General features: G+C 47.8%; 31 protein-coding genes and 2 pseudogenes. 31 read left to right on the top strand and 2 right to left on the bottom strand.

The annotated features are described in order from the left end of the window. The first annotated feature begins 8 nt into the window (after window positions 1-8). Window positions 9-638 carry a uracil phosphoribosyltransferase gene (gene upp / locus BT127_RS12330; RefSeq protein ID WP_075425292.1) on the top strand — a complete coding sequence of 210 codons (630 nt, stop codon included), beginning with the start codon at window positions 9-11 and terminating at the stop codon, window positions 636-638. Window positions 639-828: 190 nt separating this feature from the next. Here the strand turns inward: upp and BT127_RS12325 are convergent, their stop codons facing one another. After that, window positions 829-1491 carry a phage head-tail adapter protein gene (locus tag BT127_RS12325; protein ID WP_075425291.1) on the bottom strand — a complete coding sequence of 221 codons (663 nt, stop codon included), beginning with the start codon at window positions 1489-1491 and terminating at the stop codon, window positions 829-831. A 355-nt stretch (window positions 1492-1846) separates the two neighbouring features. Here BT127_RS12325 and BT127_RS12320 point away from each other — a divergent pair, with 355 nt between their 5' ends. The 18 genes and pseudogenes from BT127_RS12320 to BT127_RS12245 form a co-directional block, all read left to right on the top strand. After that, entirely contained in the window at window positions 1847-2476 is a 630-nt protein-coding gene (locus BT127_RS12320; RefSeq protein WP_075425290.1) for an NAD(P)-dependent oxidoreductase, read from the top strand. Between the two features lie 17 nt (window positions 2477-2493). Then, a complete protein-coding gene (locus tag BT127_RS12315) occupies window positions 2494-2931 on the top strand; it encodes an Rrf2 family transcriptional regulator (RefSeq protein WP_075425289.1) in 438 nt (145 codons plus the stop codon). A 53-nt stretch (window positions 2932-2984) separates the two neighbouring features. Beyond that, window positions 2985-3602, top strand: a complete 618-nt coding sequence (locus tag BT127_RS12310; protein ID WP_075425288.1) for a 4Fe-4S binding protein — start codon at window positions 2985-2987, stop codon at window positions 3600-3602. A 4-nt stretch (window positions 3603-3606) separates the two neighbouring features. Then, a complete protein-coding gene (locus BT127_RS12305; RefSeq protein ID WP_075425287.1) occupies window positions 3607-4371 on the top strand; it encodes a protein-ADP-ribose hydrolase in 765 nt (254 codons plus the stop codon). Then, the gene (locus BT127_RS12300) at window positions 4337-5188 is read left to right on the top strand and encodes an SIR2 family NAD-dependent protein deacylase (RefSeq protein ID WP_075425286.1); all 852 of its coding nucleotides are present in this window, start codon (window positions 4337-4339) and stop codon (window positions 5186-5188) included. The genes BT127_RS12305 and BT127_RS12300 overlap by 35 nt, the downstream gene beginning before the upstream one ends. Window positions 5189-5539: 351 nt before the next feature. Then, window positions 5540-5989, top strand: a complete 450-nt coding sequence (locus BT127_RS12295) for an SMI1/KNR4 family protein (RefSeq protein ID WP_207647507.1) — start codon at window positions 5540-5542, stop codon at window positions 5987-5989. Window positions 5990-6045: 56 nt separating this feature from the next. Next, the gene (locus tag BT127_RS12290) at window positions 6046-6555 is read left to right on the top strand and encodes an HXXEE domain-containing protein (RefSeq protein WP_075425284.1); all 510 of its coding nucleotides are present in this window, start codon (window positions 6046-6048) and stop codon (window positions 6553-6555) included. A 144-nt stretch (window positions 6556-6699) separates the two neighbouring features. After that, window positions 6700-7266 carry a hypothetical protein gene (locus tag BT127_RS12285; RefSeq protein WP_075425283.1) on the top strand — a complete coding sequence of 189 codons (567 nt, stop codon included), beginning with the start codon at window positions 6700-6702 and terminating at the stop codon, window positions 7264-7266. A gap of 20 nt (window positions 7267-7286) precedes the next feature. After that, complete coding sequence (locus BT127_RS12280; RefSeq protein ID WP_075425282.1) at window positions 7287-7517, top strand: hypothetical protein; 231 nt, start codon at window positions 7287-7289, stop codon at window positions 7515-7517. A 341-nt stretch (window positions 7518-7858) separates the two neighbouring features. Further along, window positions 7859-9058, top strand: a complete 1200-nt coding sequence (locus BT127_RS12275; RefSeq protein WP_075425281.1) for a DUF6273 domain-containing protein — start codon at window positions 7859-7861, stop codon at window positions 9056-9058. Between the two features lie 10 nt (window positions 9059-9068). After that, window positions 9069-9515, top strand: a complete 447-nt coding sequence (locus BT127_RS12270; protein WP_318257241.1) for a major tail protein — start codon at window positions 9069-9071, stop codon at window positions 9513-9515. A gap of 11 nt (window positions 9516-9526) precedes the next feature. After that, window positions 9527-9886, top strand: a complete 360-nt coding sequence (locus tag BT127_RS12265; RefSeq protein WP_075425280.1) for a hypothetical protein — start codon at window positions 9527-9529, stop codon at window positions 9884-9886. Between the two features lie 85 nt (window positions 9887-9971). Continuing rightward, window positions 9972-10346, top strand: coding sequence for a hypothetical protein (locus BT127_RS12260; protein ID WP_075425279.1), 375 nt, complete (start codon window positions 9972-9974; stop codon window positions 10344-10346). Between the two features lie 82 nt (window positions 10347-10428). Next, window positions 10429-10653, top strand: a pseudogene (locus tag BT127_RS12255) (hypothetical protein); the annotation flags it as partial. Between the two features lie 38 nt (window positions 10654-10691). Continuing rightward, on the top strand, window positions 10692-10829 hold the full coding sequence (locus tag BT127_RS16890) for a hypothetical protein (RefSeq protein WP_175541940.1): 138 nt from the start codon (window positions 10692-10694) through the stop codon (window positions 10827-10829). Window positions 10830-10975: 146 nt separating this feature from the next. After that, window positions 10976-12070 (top strand): alpha/beta fold hydrolase, encoded by a 1095-nt coding sequence (locus BT127_RS12250; protein ID WP_019680599.1) that lies wholly within the window; start codon window positions 10976-10978, stop codon window positions 12068-12070. A gap of 196 nt (window positions 12071-12266) precedes the next feature. Further along, a complete protein-coding gene (locus BT127_RS17255) occupies window positions 12267-12389 on the top strand; it encodes a hypothetical protein (RefSeq protein WP_318257239.1) in 123 nt (40 codons plus the stop codon). Then, window positions 12353-13420 (top strand): annotated as a pseudogene (locus tag BT127_RS12245) (terminase large subunit); the annotation flags it as partial. The gene BT127_RS17255 and the pseudogene BT127_RS12245, both read left to right, overlap by 37 nt. Window positions 13421-13422: 2 nt before the next feature. On the opposite strand, the gene BT127_RS12240 reads toward BT127_RS12245, so the two are convergent. After that, complete coding sequence (locus BT127_RS12240; protein ID WP_075425278.1) at window positions 13423-14454, bottom strand: hypothetical protein; 1032 nt, start codon at window positions 14452-14454, stop codon at window positions 13423-13425. 101 nt (window positions 14455-14555) lie between these two features. Between BT127_RS12240 and BT127_RS12235 the strand changes: the two genes are divergently transcribed. From BT127_RS12235 to BT127_RS17245, 12 genes are all read left to right on the top strand, one after another. Continuing rightward, window positions 14556-15929 carry a phage portal protein gene (locus BT127_RS12235; RefSeq protein WP_075425277.1) on the top strand — a complete coding sequence of 458 codons (1374 nt, stop codon included), beginning with the start codon at window positions 14556-14558 and terminating at the stop codon, window positions 15927-15929. Then, on the top strand, window positions 15930-16859 hold the full coding sequence (locus tag BT127_RS17370; protein ID WP_075425276.1) for a head maturation protease, ClpP-related: 930 nt from the start codon (window positions 15930-15932) through the stop codon (window positions 16857-16859). Window positions 16860-16914: 55 nt separating this feature from the next. Continuing rightward, the gene (locus BT127_RS12225; protein ID WP_075425275.1) at window positions 16915-18171 is read left to right on the top strand and encodes a phage major capsid protein; all 1257 of its coding nucleotides are present in this window, start codon (window positions 16915-16917) and stop codon (window positions 18169-18171) included. 20 nt (window positions 18172-18191) lie between these two features. Continuing rightward, window positions 18192-18470, top strand: a complete 279-nt coding sequence (locus BT127_RS12220) for a head-tail connector protein (protein ID WP_318257238.1) — start codon at window positions 18192-18194, stop codon at window positions 18468-18470. Continuing rightward, on the top strand, window positions 18470-18835 hold the full coding sequence (locus tag BT127_RS12215; protein ID WP_075425274.1) for a head-tail adaptor protein: 366 nt from the start codon (window positions 18470-18472) through the stop codon (window positions 18833-18835). Before BT127_RS12220 ends, BT127_RS12215 begins: the two co-directional genes overlap by 1 nt. Next, entirely contained in the window at window positions 18822-19190 is a 369-nt protein-coding gene (locus BT127_RS12210; RefSeq protein ID WP_075425273.1) for an HK97 gp10 family phage protein, read from the top strand. The genes BT127_RS12215 and BT127_RS12210 overlap by 14 nt, the downstream gene beginning before the upstream one ends. Beyond that, entirely contained in the window at window positions 19187-19504 is a 318-nt protein-coding gene (locus BT127_RS12205; protein WP_075425272.1) for a hypothetical protein, read from the top strand. Before BT127_RS12210 ends, BT127_RS12205 begins: the two co-directional genes overlap by 4 nt. 2 nt (window positions 19505-19506) lie before the next feature. Continuing rightward, window positions 19507-20154, top strand: a complete 648-nt coding sequence (locus BT127_RS12200) for a major tail protein (protein WP_075425271.1) — start codon at window positions 19507-19509, stop codon at window positions 20152-20154. A gap of 15 nt (window positions 20155-20169) precedes the next feature. Then, window positions 20170-20550 (top strand): hypothetical protein, encoded by a 381-nt coding sequence (locus BT127_RS12195; RefSeq protein WP_075424599.1) that lies wholly within the window; start codon window positions 20170-20172, stop codon window positions 20548-20550. A 150-nt stretch (window positions 20551-20700) separates the two neighbouring features. After that, window positions 20701-21360: a YczE/YyaS/YitT family protein gene (locus BT127_RS12190; protein ID WP_082335034.1), complete on the top strand. Its 660-nt coding sequence runs from the start codon at window positions 20701-20703 to the stop codon at window positions 21358-21360. Window positions 21361-21366: 6 nt separating this feature from the next. Then, complete coding sequence (locus tag BT127_RS12185) at window positions 21367-23844, top strand: phage tail tape measure protein (protein WP_075425269.1); 2478 nt, start codon at window positions 21367-21369, stop codon at window positions 23842-23844. After that, on the top strand, window positions 23808-24200 hold the full coding sequence (locus BT127_RS17245; protein WP_318257237.1) for a phage tail protein: 393 nt from the start codon (window positions 23808-23810) through the stop codon (window positions 24198-24200). Before BT127_RS12185 ends, BT127_RS17245 begins: the two co-directional genes overlap by 37 nt. The last annotated feature ends 7 nt before the right edge of the window (window positions 24201-24207 follow it).

Genomic DNA, 24207 nt, shown 5'->3' with positions numbered 1-24207 from the left:
TGCTTACTATGAATAATTTACATATAATCGATCATCCGCTGGTACAGCACAAAATTTCACTTTTAAGAGATAAAAACACAGGTACAAAGGAGTTCAGAGAGCTTGTTTCAGAGATAGCAATGTTCATCTGCTATGAAGCTACACGAGATCTTCCGCTTAAGGAAATTGAGATAGAGACTCCTATCGCTGTTGCAAAGACAAAGATAATCTCAGGCAGAAAGCTCGCTTTCGTTCCGATACTCCGTGCAGGACTCGGAATGGTTGACGGCGTAACTGCTCTTGTACCTGCTGCAAAGATAGGTCACATCGGTCTTTTCCGCGATCCGCAGACTCATTCACCTGTAATGTACTACTCAAAGATGCCTGACGATATTTCAGAGCGTGATGTTATCATCGTTGATCCGATGCTTGCAACAGGACGTTCAGCAAAGGCAGCTATCGACGAGATGAAGAAACTCGGCGTAAAGCACATCAAGTTCATGTGCATTATCTGTTCACCTGAAGGCGTAGATGCAGTCAGAGAGGCACATCCGGACGTTGAGATCTACACAGGCGTTATGGATGAGGGACTTAATGAGGATCACTACATCGTTCCCGGTGTCGGTGATGCAGGTGACCGTATATTCGGTACAAAGTAAAAATTCGGGAGAGTCGGAGAGATCCGGCTCTTCTTTTTTATGGTTAACGCATAGAAGAAGGGCAGAAAGACAGAAAAAAGCGATGCGTTATGCATCGCTGAGTCGGAAAACTGTCTGGCAAAACTATGAAAATTATTTTTCATTTCAGGTTTGTCTGAGAGGTCGATATTATGTCCATAATTTGCCTTTTTTATCGCTTTTTGCCTATTCTGTTTTCAATACGTAAACTTGCTTCTATATGCATGATCCAATGTCTTGAAAATGGCATTTGTATCAGACCGCGGATATCTTTGCTGCACCAATAATCGATAAGCCATTCAGCATTTTCGTCATTGCTTACAACATTCATTTTTTGCAGTGCCTCTCTGCGTTCAGCCGATATTCTCTGTTTTAGCATCTCGTAAGTGAGTTCACGCAGAATCGCCTCAGTGCTTCTTTTAACTTCTAAAATATAGGCATAGAGTTCGTCGATATCTAATTGCTTTGAAAAATCAGAAATCTCATTCTTCAAAAGTTCGTTACCTGTTGTAATTATCGGCGAATTGATACGTTCTTTGTAATTGCCTGAAAAGAATATCTGGTCATCGCAGTTTATCAGTGTATGTGCAACAATATCTTCGATCCGGAAAATATGCCATAAAGAATAAGCGATCGTTTTACTATGATAGCCGTCTGAATTTATAAAAGGGATAGCATTATAATCTTCTCTGGAAAGATCGTTCTTGAACGAGATAATCGTCTCCATAAGCCTGTTACGCAGCTCAAACAGTGTGTCTATGCCGTCAAAGTATGTATCTTTCTTTTTTATCTGAGTCTGCATTGTCTTATTCAGTTCGGACCATTCTTTATTCATATCATTCACCTTGATTCGTTTTTGGAATATCGAGAAGAGAGGCTTCCTTTAGCAATTATACATCATAATGACAGGTAAGTCAATAATATATCAAACAAAAGAAAGAATAGGAAAAAAGTGAAAACAGTGTTTATTCTTGTATTTGAGAAACATCAGGAATCATTTTTATCTAAATGGTATACTGTGTGTAATGTGCGCATAAAGAGAACTGTTTTTTTATGCATTTGTCCAAAGTTGTAATGAGTGTATTGACAACTTTATATTTGCATGATATACTGATATCAGAAAGTTGAAATTAAGGATATTACAACTTTACAAAACACCAAAATCATGTTATAATCAGGAGGTACTTATTATGAAAATCGCAGTAGTTTGTGCAAATGGCAAGGCAGGTCAGCTCATCGTGAAAGAGGCTGTAAACAGAGGGCTTGACGTTACAGCAGTTGTAAGAAATGAGAATAAAACATCAGCTCAGAACGTTATTGTAAAAGACCTGTTTGACCTCACCTCAGCAGACCTTGCAGGCTTTGACGCAGTTGTGGACGCATTCGGCGCATGGACACCCGAAACACTTCCTCAGCACTCCACATCACTTGCTCACTTGTGCGACATTCTTTCGGGAACTGACACAAGACTTCTCGTTGTCGGCGGCGCAGGAAGCCTGTATGTGAACGCTGAGCATACCGCCTGCGTTTCTGACGGTGCAGATTTCCCCGAAGTTTTCAAGCCGCTGGCTTCTGCTATGGCAAAGGCGCTTGGCGAACTCCGTCAGAGAAATGACGTAAAGTGGACTTATATCAGCCCCGCAGGAGATTTTCAGGCTGACGGTGAGCGCAGCGGCAAGTACATTCTCGCAGGCGAGGAGCTGACGCTCAACTCTAAGGGCGAGAGCATTATAAGTTATGCGGATTACGCTATCGCAATGGTCGATGAGATCGAAAAAGGCAGCCACATCGGGCAGCGTATCAGCGTGGTAAGAGAGTAAGAAAGAGATGAACATCTATGCAGATCACAAGTAAATTCACAGCGGCAGTGCATATCCTCACCTGCATCGACATTTTTGACGGTCAGATGAGAGTGACCAGCGACTTCCTGTCGGGCAGTACGGGGGTAAATGCGGTCATAGTCCGGGGCGTCCTCGGACAGCTTCGCACGGCAGGAATAGTTGAGACTCGTCAGGGCAGCGGCGGCGCACACCTTGCTAAGGCTCTCGATGAAATAACGCTGTACGATATTTACAAGGCGGTTGACTGCGTAGATGATGAGGGACTGTTCCATTTCCATGAAAATCCCAATGTGGAATGTCCCGTGGGACGCAATATCCATAAGGCTATGGACGGCAGACTGCAAGCGGCTCAGGAAGCTCTTGAAAACGAGCTTAAAAGCACTACACTTGCGGAAGTAGTTGCGGACACACGAAAGATAATTGACGAAGAATAAAAAAGAGAGTGTGCGGACGTTTGGTCGGCACACTCTTTCCATAGGAGGACAATATGACAGTGAATGATTATCTGAGGTTTATCGTGGACGAGATTCACTCAACCGTTGTTGCAACAGTTGACGGTGACGGTCTGCCTGTGACCTGTGTGATCGACATGATGTATGCAGACGAGAACGGACTGTACTTTCTCACCGCAAAGGGAAAGAACTTCTATCAACGGTTAAAGGACAAGGGCTATCTTTCACTTTCGGGGAAAAAGGGAGAGGATACCATGAGCTGCACTGCTGTTTCTGTCCGCGGCAAGGTCAGGGAGCTGGGTTCTGCTATGCTCCCGCTGCTGTTTGAGAAGAATCCCTATATGCGTGAAATTTATCCCACCGAAGAAAGCAGAAAGGCACTTACCGCTTTTCAACTATATGAGGGCAGCGGAGAGTGGTTCGACCTGTCGAAAAAGCCTATCGAGCGTGACAGCTTCACATTCGGCGGTGCAGAAAGCAAGGAAAGCGGATATTTCGTGACCGATGATTGCATCGGGTGTGGTTCATGTCTGAGCGACTGTCCGCAGAGTTGTATCGAACTGAAAGAAAAAGCTATTATCCGTCAGGAAAACTGTCTGCACTGCGGAAACTGTGCGGAAGTCTGTCCTGTGGGGGCAGTCATAAGGAGATGAACGTATGGAGAAACTTTATTATCTGATAAACTATCTGCTGTCAGAAAGAAACGATGTTGACGGAATAGAGATACCCGAAAAAGAAGAGGATAAGTTCCGGCTTTACAGAAGCCTTGTGAATATCCGTCCCGCTGTGAAAGCGGGCGAGGAATATCTGCAAACCGAGGACGAATATCTCACATCACTGACCGAGGAAAAAGGCATCACGGACATTGCAGACCTGACGCCCATAGAGGACGGCATTTACCTCTGGAAAGGCGACATCACCACGCTTCGATGCGGAGCTATCGTCAATGCCGCCAATTCGGGAATGACGGGGTGCTGGCAGCCCTGCCACTCCTGTATCGACAACTGTATCCACACCTTTGCAGGTGTGCGTCTGCGATACAAGTGCGGACAGATCATGAAAGCGCAAGGTCACGAAGAACCCACAGGCAAAGCAAAGATAACTCCTGCTTACAATCTGCCCTGCGACTATGTGATACATACGGTCGGACCGATTGTTCAAGGAAAGCTAACGGATGAACATTGCCGTCTGCTTGAAAGCTCCTACAAAAGCTGTCTTGATACCGCCGTACAGAATGGCATTGGCAGTATCGCTTTTTGCTGCATATCAACGGGCGTATTTGGATTTCCGCAGGATAAAGCGGCGGAAATTGCTGTCCGCACCGTCAGGAAGTTTCGCAAGAACCACGATATACAGGTGATCTTCAACGTATTCAAGGAGGACGATCATGAAATATACAAGAGATTACTCGGACGAGATTGACCGCCTGAGAAAAGAAATACAGACCGCTGATGCAATCGTGATCGGCGCAGGCGCAGGACTTTCCACCGCCGCAGGCTTTACCTATTCGGGAGAGCGTTTGCATGAATACTTCGGGGATTTTGTAGAGAAATATGGCTTCCGGGATATGTATTCCGGCGGTTTTTATCCCTTTGAAACGCCCGAAGAACAATGGGCATACTGGTCACGCTACATCTACATCAACCGCTATATGGACGTAGACAACGGTACATACAAGCGCCTGTTTGAGCTTGTGAAGGACAAGGACTATTTTGTTCTCACCACCAATGTTGACCACCAATTTCAAAAGGCAGGATTTGACAAGCACCGACTGTTCTACACGCAGGGCGACTACGGCCTATGGCAATGCAGTGAGCCGTGCCACCAAAAGACCTATGACAACGAGGAGACCGTCAGGGCAATGTTTGAACAGCAGAAAGATATGCGTGTTCCGTCGGAGCTTGTACCCTATTGTACTGTCTGCGGAAAACCCATGAGCATGAATCTTCGCGCTGATGATTCTTTCATAGAGGACGATGGGTGGCACAAAGCTGCGGAGCGCTATGATAACTTCATTCGCACACGCAGCGGTCAGCATATCCTGTTCTTAGAGCTTGGTGTGGGTATGAATACGCCTGTCATCATCAAGTATCCGTTCTGGAAGATGACCTACGCAAACCCGAAAGCAGTCTATGCGTGCCTGAATTTTGGTGAAGCCTTTGCGCCTGATGATATAGCGGAACAAAGCATTTGTATCAATGGGGATATTCGTGAGGTGTTGCTGAAAAATGAAAAGTGATTCTGAAAAGATAAAGGACGATAGCGATCGGCGATTCAATTATAATAACAACCTTACTATTTAATGATTTGAGACTCAGGTTGATCAAACATATAGCCTGCTAACTGCCGAAAAATCAATTTGATTCTTTGGCCTTAAAGCACTTGCTTCGGCAGGTGCTTTTTCATGTCCTTACGGAGGATTAGAAACAATATGGAAAACAGATTCAAGACATCATCAAACTGCCGAAGGTGATTGGCAGGCGGAATTCGGCTCTTTCTGATTGACTTTTTCTTACTGCCGTGCTATAATTCAGATGGATAATTTAATCTGGAACAGAGGTAGTTTATAATGAACAAATACACAGGGAACATGAATTTTGCAGAGTATTTTTCATATCTGAATATGAAAAAGCCTTCTCATCAATTTTACGCCTGCGATTCTGAAATCCTGAATTGTTTTCTTTCGAGGTTCTCAGATATTAAACTTCCTTCTGCTTATGTGGATTTTATGCGATATGCAGGTGATGGTAGTTACTGGATAGGTTCTGATTGCAGCTTTGATGATGTACCGAAACTACGGGAGTGGGCAGATGAATTGTTAGAAGAAAACAGCTTTCCCTGCAAGCTGAAAGAGGATGATTTTGTTTTCTGGATGCATCAGGGGTATATGTTCTATTTCTTCAATTTGTCAGAAGGTGACGATCCGCCTGTTTATTATTATTCAGAAGCTGCTGAAATCTCAAGCTTTGTAAAATGCAGTGACAGCTTTACAAGTTTTATTATAAGGCAAGGCGGTCAATATCGTCACGAATCTGAATAATATCTCAAAATATACCAAGCACTTTATCAGTAATTATTGAGATCAGGAGCTATTATATGAAGGATTATGTTTTACTGCTGCCGATACTATTTATTTTTCACGATATGGAGGAAATAATCGGGTTTGGTCACTTTTTCAGAAACAACAAGCAGCTTTTTGAGCGTTTCCCAAAGATAACTGATGCATACAAAGATTTCTCAGCCGAGGGCTTTGCACTGGCAGTATATGAGGAGTTTATCCCATTCTTTGGAATCAGTTTACTGGCTTTTTTCTTTCCGTGTAAAGTGCTGAACGCACTGTGGCTTGGTCTTATGATCGCTTTGACAGCGCATTTTATTGTGCATATCGGACAGAGTATTTATATCAGGAAGTATATACCTTCGCTGATAACAAGCCTTATCTGTTTACCTCCGAGTGTGATGATCATCATAAAATCATTGAGTGCCATCAACATTGATTTGATGACTCTAATACTGATACCTGTCGCAATAATCGGGATGATCATAAATCTAAAGTTTGCCCATAGTCTGATGCACAAATACGGTAAAAGACTTAGCGGCAAGTAATAGAATTAGCTACGAAACATAAAGGAAGATCATAATTAAGATACAAATATCGAGGTATTTGTGTGAACTATTGGAGAGCGTTGTTCTGGATTATCTTTGAAGTACATTTTTCCCGCTTATTGTCTGACGAAAGGAGCGTTCATTATGAGCGATAAGGAATACTTGGGCTACAGAGGATATATCATCAGTGTGAATGGCGAGATAGTTTATGACGCGGGCTTCTGCTGTATTGCACATTACAACTATCCCGAAGACACAAGATACTATGTTCAATGTGAATTTCCTGTAAAGACAGGTGCCCGCGAGACCAGCTGTCCGGAGATTTGGACAAGTGACGAGAGCGAGGCGAAATATCTGCTTGACAATCCTGACAAGGTAGTTGACTGGCTCCGAAGCAGAATCAAGGCTGAAGATAAGTACAGCAGCTATGTGGATAAGCCTATAATCGAAAAAGATCATCAGCTGCCGAATTACGGAGGTCATCCTCAGCTTCTGGCGAAAACTCCGCAGTACATCATCTTCCGATGTCACTGGCCGGCACATGAGTACTATGAGTTGGCGACAGATTACACTCCGAGAGGCTGCCATGATTCCGCTCCTATGTGGGCCTGCCGTATTACAAAAGAGCAAGCAGAAGATCTCCTCGCGCATCACGAGAAGATAGGACCGTTATTCAGCGAGATGCATGCAAAATACCCTTACGGCGGGTGAAGGACATAAAGGAGGATCATATGGGATTGTATATTCTTGATTCACACGGAGATTTGTATGTTGAAGGCAGTATGATCATAAAAGAGACCAGAGGACATCGAGAGGTGTATAAACGGTTTTCCAGTGAAGCTGAAGCTGAGGCATATATGCGCAGTCTGATTGACAAAGGAAAGCCGAAACATACTCCAGAAGAGTACCGGCAGATGAACGGAAAGCATAAGAAATCACACAGATTGAAGAACAGCAAATGAAATGTTAATTACTGGTCGGATTTCTTCCCTCCAACTACATAAGGTCGGGTGTTTTTGGTGAGTCACTGACCGCTGTATCTCCGAAAGAAACTGGATTAATTCCCAGCAAACATGTAATTGCGACTTGGATGTCGAGAGAACGATGCAGAATTCTTGCCTGCTTCACATATTCGTGAAATGCAAAATCGGTATGCTTCGGAAATTGAGGCATACGATACCATGCAGAAACCGGAAACCTGTCCGCTCTGCGGCAAAATACTGCCAAAACTGCTGAATATGCGGATACTGGACGGGCTGAAAATATTGTGCGGAAAAAATCATGTAAACAAAGGAAAATGAATATGAAGAAATTACTGCTTGCCGCTTTGATCGGCATTGCAAGTATATTGTCCGGATGCTTTGCTTCAACGCAGGAATCTACGAAGGAAGCGGTTGCACTGTCGGATGCATCCGTGGGAGATGTCGTTGTATTCGGTGACATCCGTTGGTATGTGACGGCGAAAACGGAGACAAGCTGTACGCTTTTGACTGAAAAGCCTGTGATCAAGCTGCCGTTCAATGTTCCAAGATACCATTGTAGCAATACATGGGATCAGTCCACGCTTCGTGCATGGCTCAATGAAAAATTCTATTATACATTCACAAAAGAGGAACGGGCACTGATCTCGCTGACGCACAATTCCAATCCCCCAAGCGCAAAATTCGGCACTCCCGGCGGAGAAGATACCGATGACTATATCTTCCTGCTGAGCATAGATGAAGCGAACGCCCTTGACAGTCAGGTGCGGAAGGCGGGCTATTGGTACGATATGAACGACCAGTGGTGGTGGCTGCGGTCACCGGGTGCGAATGAGAGCTATATCGCCTATGTCGGTACAAAAAAGAATGTTGTAGATCCCTCCGGAGATGTTGCGGGCAATACATATGGAGCCGTTCGTCCTGCCTTGAATCTTCGCCTTTCGGGTGATCCTATTCCCACGAAGATGCACAAAACTGCCGCAGAGGAGGAGAAGGAGCTTGCGGTGATCGCCGATTCTCAGGTCGATTATGTGGTGGCATTCGGCAGATATACATGGTATATCGCAGACAAATCAGACGGGATCTGCACGCTGCTTTGTGCGGGTCCGGTCGCAAACATGCCGTACAATGACGAAAAAACGGATGTCACATGGGAGACTTGCTCTCTTCGCAGATGGCTCAATGTAGACTTTTTTGACAGCAAATTTTCTGACGGAGAGAAGGCAGCGATCGTTACCACCCATAACACGTTCACCGAAGAAGAGTCTCATTATGGAATGGACTGCGGCAATGAAACAGATGACAAAGTGTATCTGTTCACCGATTCGGAAGCAAAGATCGTCAGCGATGATATCCGGGGATGCGGCATCGATTGGTGGCTGCGGTCGCCCGGAAAAGAGCAGAACGAGGCAGTCTATATCCTTGGGACAGCGGCGAATTATATGGGAAATGATGTCGATCACTCGCTGGGAGTTCGCCCTGTGATCAGGGTCAGATACGCTGAACAGACGGCGGAGCAGTGATTGGAACCGCTTGACGATCAGCCTTATTCGTGATCCACGCTGGGGCAAGATCACAACCGACTTTGCAACGGCGATTCTCGGCGAACAGCTTGATGCAAAGGGTGTTCTTGTTGAGCGCAACTATGCGGAAACATCGCAGTTCGCACTCATGTTCGAGTTTGATGGAGACAAGAACCACATCCGCCATGTGCTGTACTGCTGCTCTGCGTCCCGTCCTGCGACCGAGGGCGAAACTACCGAGGAAAGCAAGAGCGTCAAGACAGAAAAGCTCTCCCTCAAGGCATCGGCGCTGCCCAACGGTCTGGTGAAGTCCAAGACCTGCGAAAGCACCGACCAGACGACCTACGATAACTGGTACAATGCGGTCTATATGCCGACTGCTGCAACAAACAACAGCACAGGCACACGTTCCACATCCACCAAATCCGGCGGTTCTGCTGCGGCAGCGACCGAGTAAGGAGGTACAGCATGGCTATTAAAAAGACGATCACCGTTGACGGCATCGAGGTTCCGTTCAAGGCGAGTGCCGCTGTGCCTCGCCTTTACCGTATCAAGTTCCGCAGGGATATTTACAAGGACTTCGCATCGCTCCAGACCTCCGTGCAGGAGGGCGACGAGGATGCTTCCACCCTCGACATCGAGAGTCTTGAGGTGTTCGAGAATATCGCATACATCATGGCGAAACACGCTGATCCGGAGAACGTCCCGGACAATCCCGACGAGTGGCTTGAAGCGTTCAACACATTCTCCATTTACGAGGTGCTGCCGCAGCTCATTGAACTGTGGAGACTCAACGTGGAGACGCAGGCGGATTTTGATGCATTTTGACAATTGACTTTTCCTTCTATTATTGCTATACTATAGATACAGATTGTGTTCGTTTTCGCAATGAAAAAGAAGGAGGTTGTTTGTTATGGAAAAAAATTATACCTATAAGGAATCTACTCACCCTATGACTGGAGACCCGATGTGGATGGTTGAGGACATATCTTTGGCATTAGGCGGAGTTTCTTCACTCGTAGAGAAATTTATCGCAAGTCATAAGCATGATGATTACACATTATCTATTTTCGATACTGCCACAGGTAACACTATCGAGATCGATTGTCCGCAGGGTGAAATGCCGCAAATTGCTGAGTATATCTATCAATTAGAAAAAGGAACACCTCTTACTTTTGTAGGCGTGAACAGTATGTCTGATTCTTATGTTGTAGGAATGTCAATCACCAGAGGAAGAATTGAGTTTGGTTCGTACAAAGCAGAAGACGGCAAACTAAAAAAGATTTAAGTTGTTTTTTATCAAGAGTTTAAAATAAGCACTTGCTTCGGCAGGTGCTTTTTTCATGCCCTCACTGAGGAGGTGAAACCGCATGGCAAACAGAATCAAGGGCATCACGGTCGAGATCGGCGGCGATACGACCAAGCTGTCAAAGGCGCTGGAAGGTGTCAATAAAAACATCAAGAACACGCAGACGCAGCTCAAGGATGTACAGAAGCTGCTGAAACTCGATCCGACCAACACGGAACTGCTCTCGCAGAAGCATAAGCTCCTCGTGGAGACGCAGGCGGAGTCTAAAAAAAACATCGAAAAACTGACCGCCCGATGACAACACCCCTCTTCCTTCTCCGATGTGTGCAGATCGGGCTGTCCCTCTCGGAGCTTGATCTGCTCACGATCGGAGTCGTGAATGATATGTTCACCGAAAAGGAAAATGACGAATATGACGGCTGGCATGAGGTCGCTGGACAGGCGGACTTTGATGCGTTCTGATTGACTTTTTCTGTTTTCTATGCTATAATTCTGGTGTGAAGGAAACATGAAGCTTCTTTCGCTAAATCGGTATTTACAGGAGAAAAGCTTGACGAACTGAAAGAAATCCTAACAGCATTCTCTGTGTGAATTTGGAGGATAAAGCGATGAAATCTGAAAAATCAAATAGAGTAAAAAAAGTACTTGCGATCATGGCTTGTATTATGATTCTGTTTCTGGCGATCACATTTGTAATCCACAGAATCCTGTTATCAAAAGAAAAGCAGATGCTGACCGAAGCAGGGTATTACAATCCTGTTTCGGTCGGGGATTATTCGCTGAATGTACATGATTTCGGAATTCAAAACGGTAAGCATACATTCGTAGGATTATCGGGCAAAGGCGTATTTGATTACAGTGTCAGAATGGAGCGCCTCATGGGCGGTCTGGCTGAAGAAAACCGGATCGTAATCGTTGACCGTGCGGGTTATGGACTCAGCGATGATACAAAGGAGCCGCAGACAGTGGAGCGTGTTGTGGATCACTACCGTACTGCGCTGAAAAATGCCGGTATCGAAGCGCCATACATTCTGCTTCCACATTCGCTTGGCGGTGCTTATGCGACATATTGGGTAAGTCAGTATCCGGAAGAGATCGAGGGTGTCATTTTTCTTGCCGGAACACAACTCAGCGATAACCCTGATATTGCTTTGGAAGATGGCAGTGCATTTGAGAATCGGTTTGCGATTGCGGCAAATCAGATGGGACTGGTAAGACTTGCGAAGTCGTTTCTGTTAAAAACTGTAATCCCCGGTATGAATTATTCAGATGAACAGCGAAAGTATTCGGAAGCATTGAATCTGCATCATACATTTAATCATGCTTTTTGCTACGAAGATGAGCATATGAATGAAATCTGCAATACTGCATATCATGCGATCAAGCCAAATGATGTTCCGAAAGTTTATATTTGTTCAAGTTGGGGATTTCAGTCCGGACAAGAAATAGATGAAATGCTGGCTTGGGATAAGCAGGAATGTGAATTCACGGGGAGGAAACAGCCTAAGTTTCCGGAATCCGGGTATGATATGGATATGCTGCAAAAACTCCGTGATACCGAATTGCAGCCCTATCTTGACAAAATGGGGAACTGTGAGCTGGTGCTGCTGCCGGGGATACACTGTATTTATGACCAGCGTCCCGATGATGTCGCAGAGATCATCAGCGACTTTCTGGAGAGAATAGAGGAACAAACGGAATAGAAAATAGAAAAAATACTTTAACAGTTAAAATTTGATTTATCACAGAGCCTATTCGATCTTTGCGCTGTGAGGCGCATTGGAAGAATCCTGCCAGCGGGGGCTCCCCGCAAATTCTGATTTAGCGCGTTAACTGAATATACACTGAGCAGTCCTTCGGGGCTGCTTTTTTATGCCCTCACGGAGGAGGTGAAACCGCATGACAAACAGAATCAAGGGCATCACCGTTGAGATCGGCGGCGATACCACCAAGCTGTCGAAGGCATTGGAAGGTGTCAATAAAAACATACCCAGCCCAACCGGAAGCTCTTTGACGTTATGACAAAAGGCTCCGGTGATGCACGAATGCAGCCGCTGTATTTCTTGATTACGACGGCAGGCACGGACACCAATTCCATCTGCTACGAACAGCACCAGAAGGCGCAGGACATTCTCGAAGGGCGCAAGATCGACAAGACCTTCTACCCGGTCATCTACGGCGCTCCCGATGATGCCGACTGGACTTCTCCGGAGGTCTGAAAGAATTCAAATCCATCGCTGGGTGAAAACATCGGCATGGACAAGGTGGAAGCCGCCTGTGAATCCGCCAAGCAGAATCCCGGCGAAGAAAACGCCTTCCGACAGCTCCGTCTGAATCAATGGGTGAAGCAGACCGTCCGCTGGATGCCGATGCACAAGTGGGACGCCTGCAAGGTTGATTTCGACGAATCGCTGCTGGAAGGGCGTGTATGTTATGGCGGTCTCGACCTCTCGTCCACGACGGATATCACTGCTTTCGTGCTGGTGTTTCCGCCGACCGATGAGGACGACCATTATTATATTCTGCCGTATTTCTGGCTGCCGGAGGAAACGCTTGACCTGCGCGTCCGGCGCGACCATGTGCCGTATGACCTATGGCAGCGGCAGGGCTTCCTGATGACCACCGAGGGCAACGTTGTGCATTACGGCTTTATCGAAAACTTCATCGACGAACTGGGTTCACGGTTCAACATCCGGGAGATTGCCTTCGACCGCTGGGGCGCAGTGCAGATGAGCCAGAACCTTGAAGGGCTGGGCTTCACGCTGGTGCAGTTCGGTCAGGGCTACCGTGATATGTCGCCGCCGACCAAAGAGCTGATGAAGCTGACGCTGGAGCAGAAGATTGCCCACAACGGGCATCCGGTGCTGCGCTGGAACATGGACAACATTTTCATCAAGCGTGATCCGGCGGGCAACATCAAGCCCGACAAGGAAAAGTCCACCGAGAAGATCGACGGAACGGTCGCCACGATCATGGTGCTTGACCGTGCGATACGATGCGAATGTGGAAATGATGATAGTGTGTATGATGTAAGAGAAATGATTATATTGTGAAATCACAAAGTATTATTTCTTATGATTATTTCGGGCACTATTATTGAACGGTTAGTATTTTCAATTGGATTAGTATCAAAAATATCTGTTGTTATGATAGGTTCCTTTTCCGGCAAAATTATATTTTTGTGTGCTAATTTAGTGAAAATATCATCAACGATTTCCATAACAGGAGTATCTCTTTTGCTTTCTAAGACTTGAGCAATCTGTAATTGTTCTACGTAAGGTAACAGACGTTCATTAGGAATATGTGCGTCATTTTTTAAAAATGATTTAACCGTTCTCCATGTTGCATAAAAGTATTCCATAAAACCGTTATCATATATTAACGGACAAACTATCATTTTGCCTTTTGTTTTTATAGATATTATTCGATTCCAACGTGACGGTATAATACCTATTGCAATACCATTTGCATAAACAAGTGAAAGTGGGTTGATTTTGACTGATACAGCTGCCCATAAATCCTCTTCTTTGTTTCCTAAAAGCAAATCTGCTTTCCATAAGCCATTAATTACATCTGGCAGATACCTTCTGGAATTAGGATTCCTGAAGGCATTGCTAATATTAAAAATATGTTCAAGTAGATCTATTCTATTTCCAAATGCATCAGCGATTAAAGTGGAACTCTCGGTTAAATTACTAAGAAGTTCATCATTAATCTGTAATACTCTATTTTTCTCAAATCCTAAAAGAATAGAAGTAGTGTTCTTTCCACTTATTCCACATTTATTAAGTGCTTCATTTATCCGTTGCATAATTATAGGATCGTTTTTTCTAATTGCAGAATGAATCGAGTACTCAAAACATATTCCGCAGTCCCCATCACCTTCGCGATAATTTCTGGCTAATTCACGAAGGCGGATGTTATCAAGTCCATTCAAAGATTGTACGACTTCACTTTTTAACCCCATTAACAAGGCAAAAAGAATAGGCGATATAAAAGAAAACATTATTTCTTTCTTTTGCTTGAATATATCTGCTCTCGATGAATATTTTATATCTTTAGTAGGTGTTAATTCAATTTTATTCATATTATCCAACTCCATTATAAATTTGGTCTATATGAAAGGTTATATCTATATGATATTATACCAAAGCCTATAAAAAAAGTCAACCGAAAGGAGTGATGCACATGGGAATTTTCAGCGGACTGTTCCGGTCGAGGGACAAGCCGAAGGACAGCTACGACAGCCCGTCCTACAGCTACTTCTTCGGACGGACACACGCAGGCAAGCGTGTCAACGACCGCACGACGATGCAAATCATCGCAGTATATGCCTGCGTGAGACTGCTGTCAAATACGATTGCAGGCTTGCCGTTGCACCTTTACAGGTACAAAGGCAAGGGCGAGGACAAGGAACGCGCTACCGATCATCCGCTGTATAAGATACTCTACCGGCAGCCGAATCCCGAAATGAGTTCATTCTCATTCTGGGAGGCGCTGATGTGTCATCTGCTGCTCTGGGGCAACGCCTATGCGCAGATCGTCCGGGACGGGAAAAATGAAATTCTCGGTCTGTATCCGCTGCTGCCGGAGAACATGGAAATCGACCGTGACCCGAAAAGCGGCGACTTGTTTTACACCTACCATGCATACACCGACGAAAAGCCGGGTGAGCATGACAAGGATATCATTTTTCAGCGTGACGAGATACTCCACATCCCCGGTCTGGGGTTTAACGGTCTTGTTGGATTTTCACCCATTGCCATGATGAAAAATGCACTGGGCGCAGCAATGGCGGTGGAGCGTTACGGCAGTGCCTTCTTCAAAAACGGAGCGCAGCCTGCCGGTGTTCTCGAACATCCGGGCGTACTAAAAAATCCGGAAAAGATCCGTGAAAACTGGACGAGAGTGTACGGCGGTTCCCGCAATGCACACCGTATCGCAGTCCTCGAAGAAGGTATGCAGTATAAACCGATATCTCTGCCGCCGGAGGACTCGCAGTTTCTTTCCACCCGTGAATTCGATGTAGAGGAAATATGCCGAATGTTTCAGGTGCCGCCACATCTGGTGCAGGATCTGAAGCGCAGTACCTTCAATAACATCGAGCATCAGGGTATCGCATTTGTGCAGTATTCGCTCATGCCGTGGATCATCCGCATTGAAAAAGGCATCATCAAAGACCTTCTGCTGGAAGAGGAACAGGATGTATATTTCCCGAAATTCAACGTGGACGATCTGATGCGCGGAGATTATCAGAGCAGAATGAACGCTTATGCAATCGGTGTTGGTAATGGCTTTATGAGCCCGAATGATGTGCGCAGGCTTGAAAACATGGATCTCATTCCCCACGATCTCGGAGGGGATGATTACTACCTCAACGGCAGCTACAACAAATTACAGGATGCAGGTGCGGCGTATGCTGCAAATCAGCCGGAACAGTCCGATGATGACACAGATGAGCCGGAAGAACAGAATACGCCGGATGAGAGTCCTGACGAAGAAACCGATGACAGATTCCTGCGGAAAAGGCGCAGGAAGAAAGTACGAAACGGAGGGATGTAAATGCCGAAATTCTGGGACTATATCCACGATGACAGCGGCGGCAGAGTGCTCCGCCTTGAGGGACTGATCGACTCGGATTCCTTCTGGGGTGACGAGATCACGCCGCAGGATTTCAGAGATGAGCTGTATGCCGAGGACGGCGACCTCACACTCTGGATCAATTCGCCGGGCGGCAACGTCTTCGCCGCTGCGGAGATCTACACAATGATCCGTGACTATCCGCACAATGTTACTGTCAGGATTGCAAGCATCGCTGCATCAGCGGCAAGTGTGATCGCAATGGCGGGCAATACCGTGCAGATGTCTCCCACCGCACTTCTCATGATCCATGATCCTTCTACCATTGCTTTCGGCAACGCAAAGGACATGGAAAAAGCCATTGCAACGCTGAATGAGGTAAAGGAGAGCATCATCAACGCCTATGCCGCAAAAACAGGACTCAGCAGAAACCGCATCAGCAAGCTCATGTCAGACGAGACTTGGATCAATGCGAAAAAGGCTGTGGAGCTTGGCTTTGCAGATGAGATCCTCTTTGACGAAAAGCCCACGCCGGACAAGAAGGAGGATGATCCTGACGATCCGGACGAGCCTGACAAGCCCGATCAGGAAGGCGGTGACGATGAGGGCGATGAAAAGAAAGAGACCGAAAAGAAGCCGTTCAAGCTGGACACCGGCGATGCCCTTTGGGAGTACAGTACCCGTGTCATGGGGCAGACCATTCTGGGAAAGATCACCGCTTCCGCAGTACCCGAAGGCACAGAGCCGTCCGATGACAGCAAGACAGATGATGCACAGAAACCTTCCGAGGAAGGGCTGACCGCACCGACAGTTACAGTGCCGGATATGCCTGTGATCGGTATGGACGGCAAGACCGCAGACGGCTCTATGCCGTATGAAATTCTGAAACAGCAGCTTGCTTTTCTGAGATAAGCAGGCTGTATTTTTATGACCGCCGGAGATATCCGGCAGAAACGGAGAAAAAGATATGAGCAAGATCATGGAACTTCGCAGCAAGCGCAATACCCTGTGGGAGCAGACAAAGGCATTCCTCGAAAAGCACCGTGGTGAGAACGGTCTCGTGGAGGCTTCCGCAGTCGAGCAGTACAACAAAATGGCCGGTGAGGTGCAGGCACTCGGCGCAGAGATCGAGCGTCTTGAGCAGCAGGCAGCCCTCGATGCGGCTCTTTCCGCACCGACCAGCAAGCCCGTCACTAACGCTCCCGGCACAAAGAATACACCGCCCACCAACCCGACCGCAACCGACGAGTACAAGTCCGCCTTCTGGGATATGATCCGCAACAAGGGCGATCAGCTTGCAGTCCGCAATGCACTCTCTGTCGGTGAGGACACCGAGGGCGGCTACACTGTGCCTGACGAATTCGAGCGCAGACTGATTCAGGCACTGGAAGAGAACAACATCTTCCGCCAGATGGCAACGGTCATCAAGACAAACAGCGGTACCCGTAAGATCCCGATCGCCAACGATACGATGGAGGCACAGTGGATCGATGAGGGCGAGGAGATCCCGGAGACTGACACCAGATTCGGTCAGACCACTCTCTCCGCATACAAGCTCGGCACGATGATCAAGATCAGCAACGAGCTTCTGCACGACTCTGCCTTCGACCTCGCATCGTATATCGCTGCACGTTTCGGTGTGGCAATGGGCAATGCCGAGGAGCGTGCCTTCTTCACCGGTGACGGCGACAAGAAGCCCCTCGGTATCCTCGATGAGACCGGCGGCGCAGAGCTGGGTGTCACTGCAGCATCTCAGACTGCGATCACCTTTGACGAGGTGTTCGACCTCTACTACAGCCTGAAGTCTCCCTACCGTCGTAACGCACAGTTCGTCTGCAACGAGACCATCCTGCTTCAGCTCATGAAGCTGAAGGACAAGAACGACAATTACCTCTGGAAGCCGTCGCTCGACATCGCAAAGCCGGATACGCTGCTCGGCAGACCGATCCGCACCTCTTCCTTCATGCCCGGTATTGCAAAGGGCGAGCGTGTTCTCCTCTTCGGCGACATGAAGAATTACTGGGTGGCAGACCGTCAGAACCGCACCTTCCGCCGTCTGAACGAGCTGTATGCCCGCACAGATCAGGTCGGCTTCCTTACCACACAGCGTGTGGACGGTCGTCTGATCCTGCCGGAGTCCGTGAAGGTGCTGAAGATGGCAGGTACGAAGTCCAACACCACGGGCGGCGGTACAACTGGCGGTAATACCGGCGGCAACGGCTGATAAGAACGGAGGGCAGATAAGTGAATCTGATCTCACTGCCTGAAACAAAAAACTACCTCCGTGTTGACCACTGTGAGGATGACAAGCTCATCCTCACTCTGATCGATACGGCACAGCGGCTCGTGATGGATGTGGGCAGAATGAATGAAAAGCAGTTAGCGGAGAATGAGGAAACCTCCCGGCAGGCTATGCTGTATACTGTATCTTACCTCTATGAGAACCGCAATACTGCTGATTATCATGCGCTGACACTGACACTCAGGGCACTGTTATTCGCACAAAGAGAGGGCGTGGTCTGATGGAGATCGGGAAACTGAATCAGCGGATCGCCGTCCTTGAAAATCATGTTAAAAAAGATGCAATCGGAAATCACAAAGCCCGGTGGGATGAGGTGTTCTCCCTCTGGGCTTCTGTGACTGTATCAAATACTGTCGGCGGTGCAGCTGAGGAAACAAATACCGGAGTGACCAGAGAGATACAAAAGCTGGAGGTCATTATCCGTCAGACTCCGCAGACAAAAAAGATGACTTCTACCGTATACCGCATCCGCTTTGAAGGTATTGACTATGACATCAAGGGCATTGTGCAGAATTATCAGACGCAGGACTATATGAAGCTGATCTGCGAATCACGAAGGGCGGGATCAAAGGATGACATCTATTGACGATATGGCTGCGGCGATCATGGAAGGCTTATCTGAATACGCTGACCTTGCAGATGCCGCTATGAAAAAGGCAGTCCGCAAAACAGCGACCGCAGTCAAAAATGAGATTTCAGCAAAAGCTCCTGTGAAGTCCGGTCGCTACAAGCGAAGCTGGACAGCGAAGAAAACGAAGGAAAATAGCCACACACTGGAAATGACCGTCCACAGCAAAGACCGCTATCAGATCGCACATCTGCTCGAACACGGTCATGCAAAGCGCGGCGGCGGACGTGTGGCGGCTATCCCGCATATCGCTCCTGCCGAAGCAAACGGCGCAGATATGCTCGAAACGCTCATCAAAAAGGAGTTATCGTGACCTACGAGGAAATTTCCGAGATGATGCAGGAGATCGGGCTGCCCTTTGCGTATCACCATTTCGCAGAGGGTGAGAGCCCGGAGCCTCCGTTCACGCTGTTTCTGTCTCCCGGTGAAAATACATTCGGTGCGGATAACCTGATGTATGTCAGCTTCAAGCGACTGCACATCGAGCTTTACACCGATGAAAAATCCCCGGATGCGGAGGAGCGTGTGGAGGAAGTGCTGCATCAGCACAACATTTATTATACAAAATCCGAAACATGGATCGAGAGCGAACGGCTCTATGAGATCCTGTACACATTGGAGGTATGAATATGGCTCTGAAGAAAAACAAGGTCAAGTTCGGTCTGAACAAGGTTCACTGGGCAAAGATCACGGCTTGGTCTGACGAGGGTGTGCCGACATTTGCAACGCCTGTGCGTCTGCCCGGTGCAGTTTCCCTGAGCATTGACGCAAACGGTGAGAATGACAATTTCTACGCCGACAACACCGTTTACTACGTCATCAACAATAACGCAGGCTATGAGGGTGACCTCGAAATTGCTCTCATCACCACCGATTTCGCAACCGATATCCTCGGTGAACAGCTCGACAGCAAGGGCGTTCTGGTTGAGCGCAACGATGCGGAGACTTCTCAGTTCGCACTGCTCTTTGAGTTTGATGGAGACAAGAATCACATCCGCCACGTGCTGTACTGCTGCTCTGCATCCCGTCCTGCAACTGAGGGTCAGACCACTGAGGAGAGCAAGGAGGTCAAGACAGAGACACTGTCGCTGAAGGCTTCCGCACTGCCTTCCGGTCTGGTGAAGTCCAAGACCTGTGAGAGCACAGATGAGACCACCTACAACAACTGGTACAGCGCAGTCTATATCCCGACTGCAGCAACCACCAACAACAGCACCAATACACGTTCCGCAAGTACCACAAAGGGCGGCAGCACAGCCGCAGCAACAACAGACTGATAAAGGAGAAAGAATATGGCTATCAGAAAAACAATTACTGTTGACGGCATCGAGGTTCCTTTCAAGGCGAGTGCAACACTGCCTCGCCTTTACCGTGCAAAGTTCCGCAAGGATATCTTCAAGGATTTTTCTGCGCTGAAGGATTCTGTTGACGAGAGCGATGAGGAGAATTCCGGTCTCGGTATCGAGAGCCTTGAGGTGTTCGAGAATATCGCCTGGACGATGGCAAAGCACGCCGATCCGGAGGGCGTTCCTGACAGCCCCGACGAGTGGCTGGAGCAGTTCAACACCTTCTCCATCTACGAAGTGCTGCCGCAGCTCTTTGAACTCTGGGGTGTGAATCTGGAGACACAGGCAGAGTCAAAAAAAAATCTCGCCCAGTTGACCGCGAGATGACAACGCCGCTGTTCCTTCTCCGATGTGTGCAGATCGGGCTGAGTTTATCCGACCTTGATCTGCTCACCATCGGGATGGTCAACGAAATGTTCATTGAAAAGGATAATGACGATTATGATTACCCGATCAAGGCAACGCAGGAAAACTTCGATGCCTTCTAAAAAGCACATCCTTTCCGGCTGGCTGCGGATCCTGTCCGGGCTAGCCGTATACTCCTTCGGTGTGCATCTGACGATAGTCGCAAACATTGGTCTCGCACCGTGGGACTGCCTCGGCATGGGTATTGCAAAGCGTACTCCGCTTGACTATGGCAGTGCTATGGTGCTGATCGGTGTTTGTGCGATTGTGATACAGCTTATCCTGCGGGAGCGTATCGGCTTTGCAACGCTGTTTGATGCAATGATAACCGGACGGCTCACACAGTTTTTTATCGACATATCCCCGTATCCCGAAAACCACAGCCTGTGGCTCGGCATCGTTTTCATGTTGTTCGGATTCCTGTTTATCGCTCTGGGGATGTATGTGTATATGTCTGCTGAATGCGGCTGCGGTCCGAAGGACGGATTGCTGATTGCAATCGGAAAAAGGGTGCCGAAAATACCGATAGGCATTGTGGAGATATTGCGGTGGTCAGTGGTTACACTGATCGGCTGGATGCTTGGCGGTACTGTTGGCATCGGCACTGTCATATCCACCTTCGGCGCAGGTGCTGTGATGCATCTGTTTTACACTATGATTCATTTCGAGCCGAGAAAACTGCGGCATAGGAGTATCAAAGACACATTTTCTATTCTGTTTGACTGGGGGTGATACCGTATGGCAGGCAGAATCAAGGGCATTACCGTTGAAATCAACGGCGATACCACGAAACTTTCCAAAGCACTGCAAAGTGTCGATAAGAACATTAAAAACACGCAGACGCAGCTCAAAGATGTCGAAAAGCTGCTGAAACTCGACCCGACCAATACAGAACTGCTTGCCCAGAAACAAAAGCTGCTCGGTCAGGCAGTGCAGGATACCAAGACACGACTGGATGCACTGAAAAATGCAAGCGAACAGGCTGCAAAAACCAAGGACAACTACGACTCGTGGAAAGCGAAATATGACCCAATCAAGCAGAAGATCACCGAGACCGAAGCCAAGCTGAAAGACCTCAAGGAACAGGCAAAAACCGCGGATGAACAGCTTGCCAATGGTGAGATCTCGCAGGAGAAATACGATGCACTGCAAAGGGAAATCAAGGAAACGACAGATGAACTGTCCGGTCTGAAACAGCAGGCAAAGGATGTATCTGACGAGTTCGGAAATCCAATCAGCCCTGAACAGTATGATTCCCTCCAGCGTGAGATCGTTGAGACGGAACAGGAGCTTCAGAACCTGCAAACCGAAGCAGAAAAGTCGCACACAGCACTGGTAAAGCTCGGTGAAGCAGGTGCCTCTCTCGAAAAAGCCGGTGACAAGATCGCAACCGTCGGTACGAATCTGACGAAATATGTCACTGTGCCGATTCTTGGAGTTGGAACTGCTGCTGTGAAAACGACAGCGGATTTCGATGCGTCCATGAGCAAGGTCGCTGCTGTATCCGGTGCGACCGGCGAGGATTTTGATGCCCTGCGTGCAAAAGCCCGTGAGATGGGTTCTCAGACAAAATTCTCCGCATCGGAAGCCGCTGACGCCATGAACTATATGGCAATGGCAGGCTGGAAAACCGAGGATATGCTGAACGGTGTCGAGGGAATCATGAACCTTGCGGCGGCATCCGGTGAGGATTTGGCGACCACATCGGATATCGTCACTGATGCGCTGACGGCACTTGGCATGACAGCCGGAGACTCCGCACATTTCGCAGACATCCTTGCAGCGGCATCGAGTAATGCCAATACCAATGTGGCTCTCATGGGCGAGAGTTTCAAGTATGTTGCGCCTGTTGCCGGTGCGATGGGTGCATCTGCGGAGGACTTGTCCATTGCACTCGGTCTGATGGCTAACAGCGGTATCAAGGGCAGTCAGGCTGGTAACTCTCTGAAAAATGCTCTGGTCAATCTCACGAAACCGACCAAACAGCAAGCGGCAGCAATGCAGCAGCTCGGCTTTATCAGCACCGAGACCATTCAGAAAATCGACTTTACCAAGGTCGAAAAGGCAGAACAGGCTGTCGAGGATGCGACCATTTCTCTTGACAGCGCACAGATCAAGCTGAATGATGCGATCAGCAAGTACGGTGAGGGCAGCTCACAGGCACAGCTTGCAAGCAATAACTACGAAAAGGCGCAGCTCAAACTCGCACGGGCGCAGGAGACGCTTGCCAAAGAACAGGAAGGTGTCTCCAAAGAGATCATGGGGGCTAATACGCTCATGACCGATGCCGATGGTAATATGCGGTCACTCGGTGACATCATGGGAATACTCCGTGAGAAAATGGGCAAGGTCAATGTGGAACTGACGGATGCAGAGGGCAATGCCCGTGATTTCGATGACATTGTCGCAGAGCTGTCCACGACTACTGAGGGACTTGCACAGGCAGAGCAGATGCAGGCGGCCGCTGCTATTTTCGGCAAACAGAATATGTCCGGTATGCTTGCGATCATCAACGCAAGTGAGGAAGACTACAACAAGCTGACCGATGCAATCTACGGCTGTGAGGGCTCTGCAAAGGGCATGGCGGAAACCATGCAGGACAACCTTGCAGGTCAGATCACAATACTGAAATCGCAGTTACAGGAGCTTGCTATCTCTTTCGGAGACATCCTCATGCCCGCTATCCGGGCAATCGTCAGCAAAATTCAGGCGTTTGTGGATAAGCTCAATGCAATGGATCCGGCTGTCAAGGAAACCATTGTCAAGGTCGCATTGGTAGCGGCGGCACTGGGACCTCTTCTTGTGGTGATCGGTAAAACCATGATCGGTGTCGGCAAGCTGATGCAGCTTATTTCAAATCTCCCGACTATCATCGCAGGTGCGAAATCTGCGTTTGCAGCATTCAGCGGAGCTATCGGCGGTATCTCCGCACCTGTAGTCGCTGTCATTGCGGTCATTGCCGCTCTGGTGGCGGCTTTTGTGCATCTGTGGAAAACCAATGAGGACTTCCGGAATAAGATCACTGCGATCTGGGAGCAGATCAAGAGTATTTTTCCGGCTTCTGTCAGGGCATTGTTGACCGTATCAACGCACTCGGCTTCGACTTCAAAAACATTGGCGAGGTCATCAAGGCGGTATGGGACGGATTATGTAAATTCCTTGCACCTGTGTTTGAGGGCGTGTTCCAGCAGATTGCTAATATCTTCAAGTTCGTGACAGACACCATTCTGAATGTATTGGACATTTTTATCGGCATCTTCACGGGAGACTGGGATAAGGTATGGAACGGTATAAAGGGTATTTTTGTAGCGGTCTGGAACTTCCTGAAGGATACGCTGAAAAACTACCTCAATGTACTGTGCAATATTTTCGGAACTGACCTTGAAACTGTCAAGCAGTTCTGGATCGATGTCTGGAATGCGATCAAGACCTTTTTCGTCAATCTATGGAATAATATCACCGGCTTTATTTCTGGTGTGCTGAACGGTATCCCTGCACGGCAAGGACGGCATTACACCGGATATGTCGGAATACCCGAAAACCTCCGAAGTCACGACCATTATCGAGCGTGAGATCGCA

Origin of the sequence: Ruminococcus sp. XPD3002 (genome assembly GCA_900119535.1) — a bacterium.
Lineage (GTDB): Bacteria > Bacillota > Clostridia > Oscillospirales > Ruminococcaceae > Ruminococcus > Ruminococcus flavefaciens_H.
This window is presented reverse-complemented; position numbering and strand designations above follow the sequence as displayed.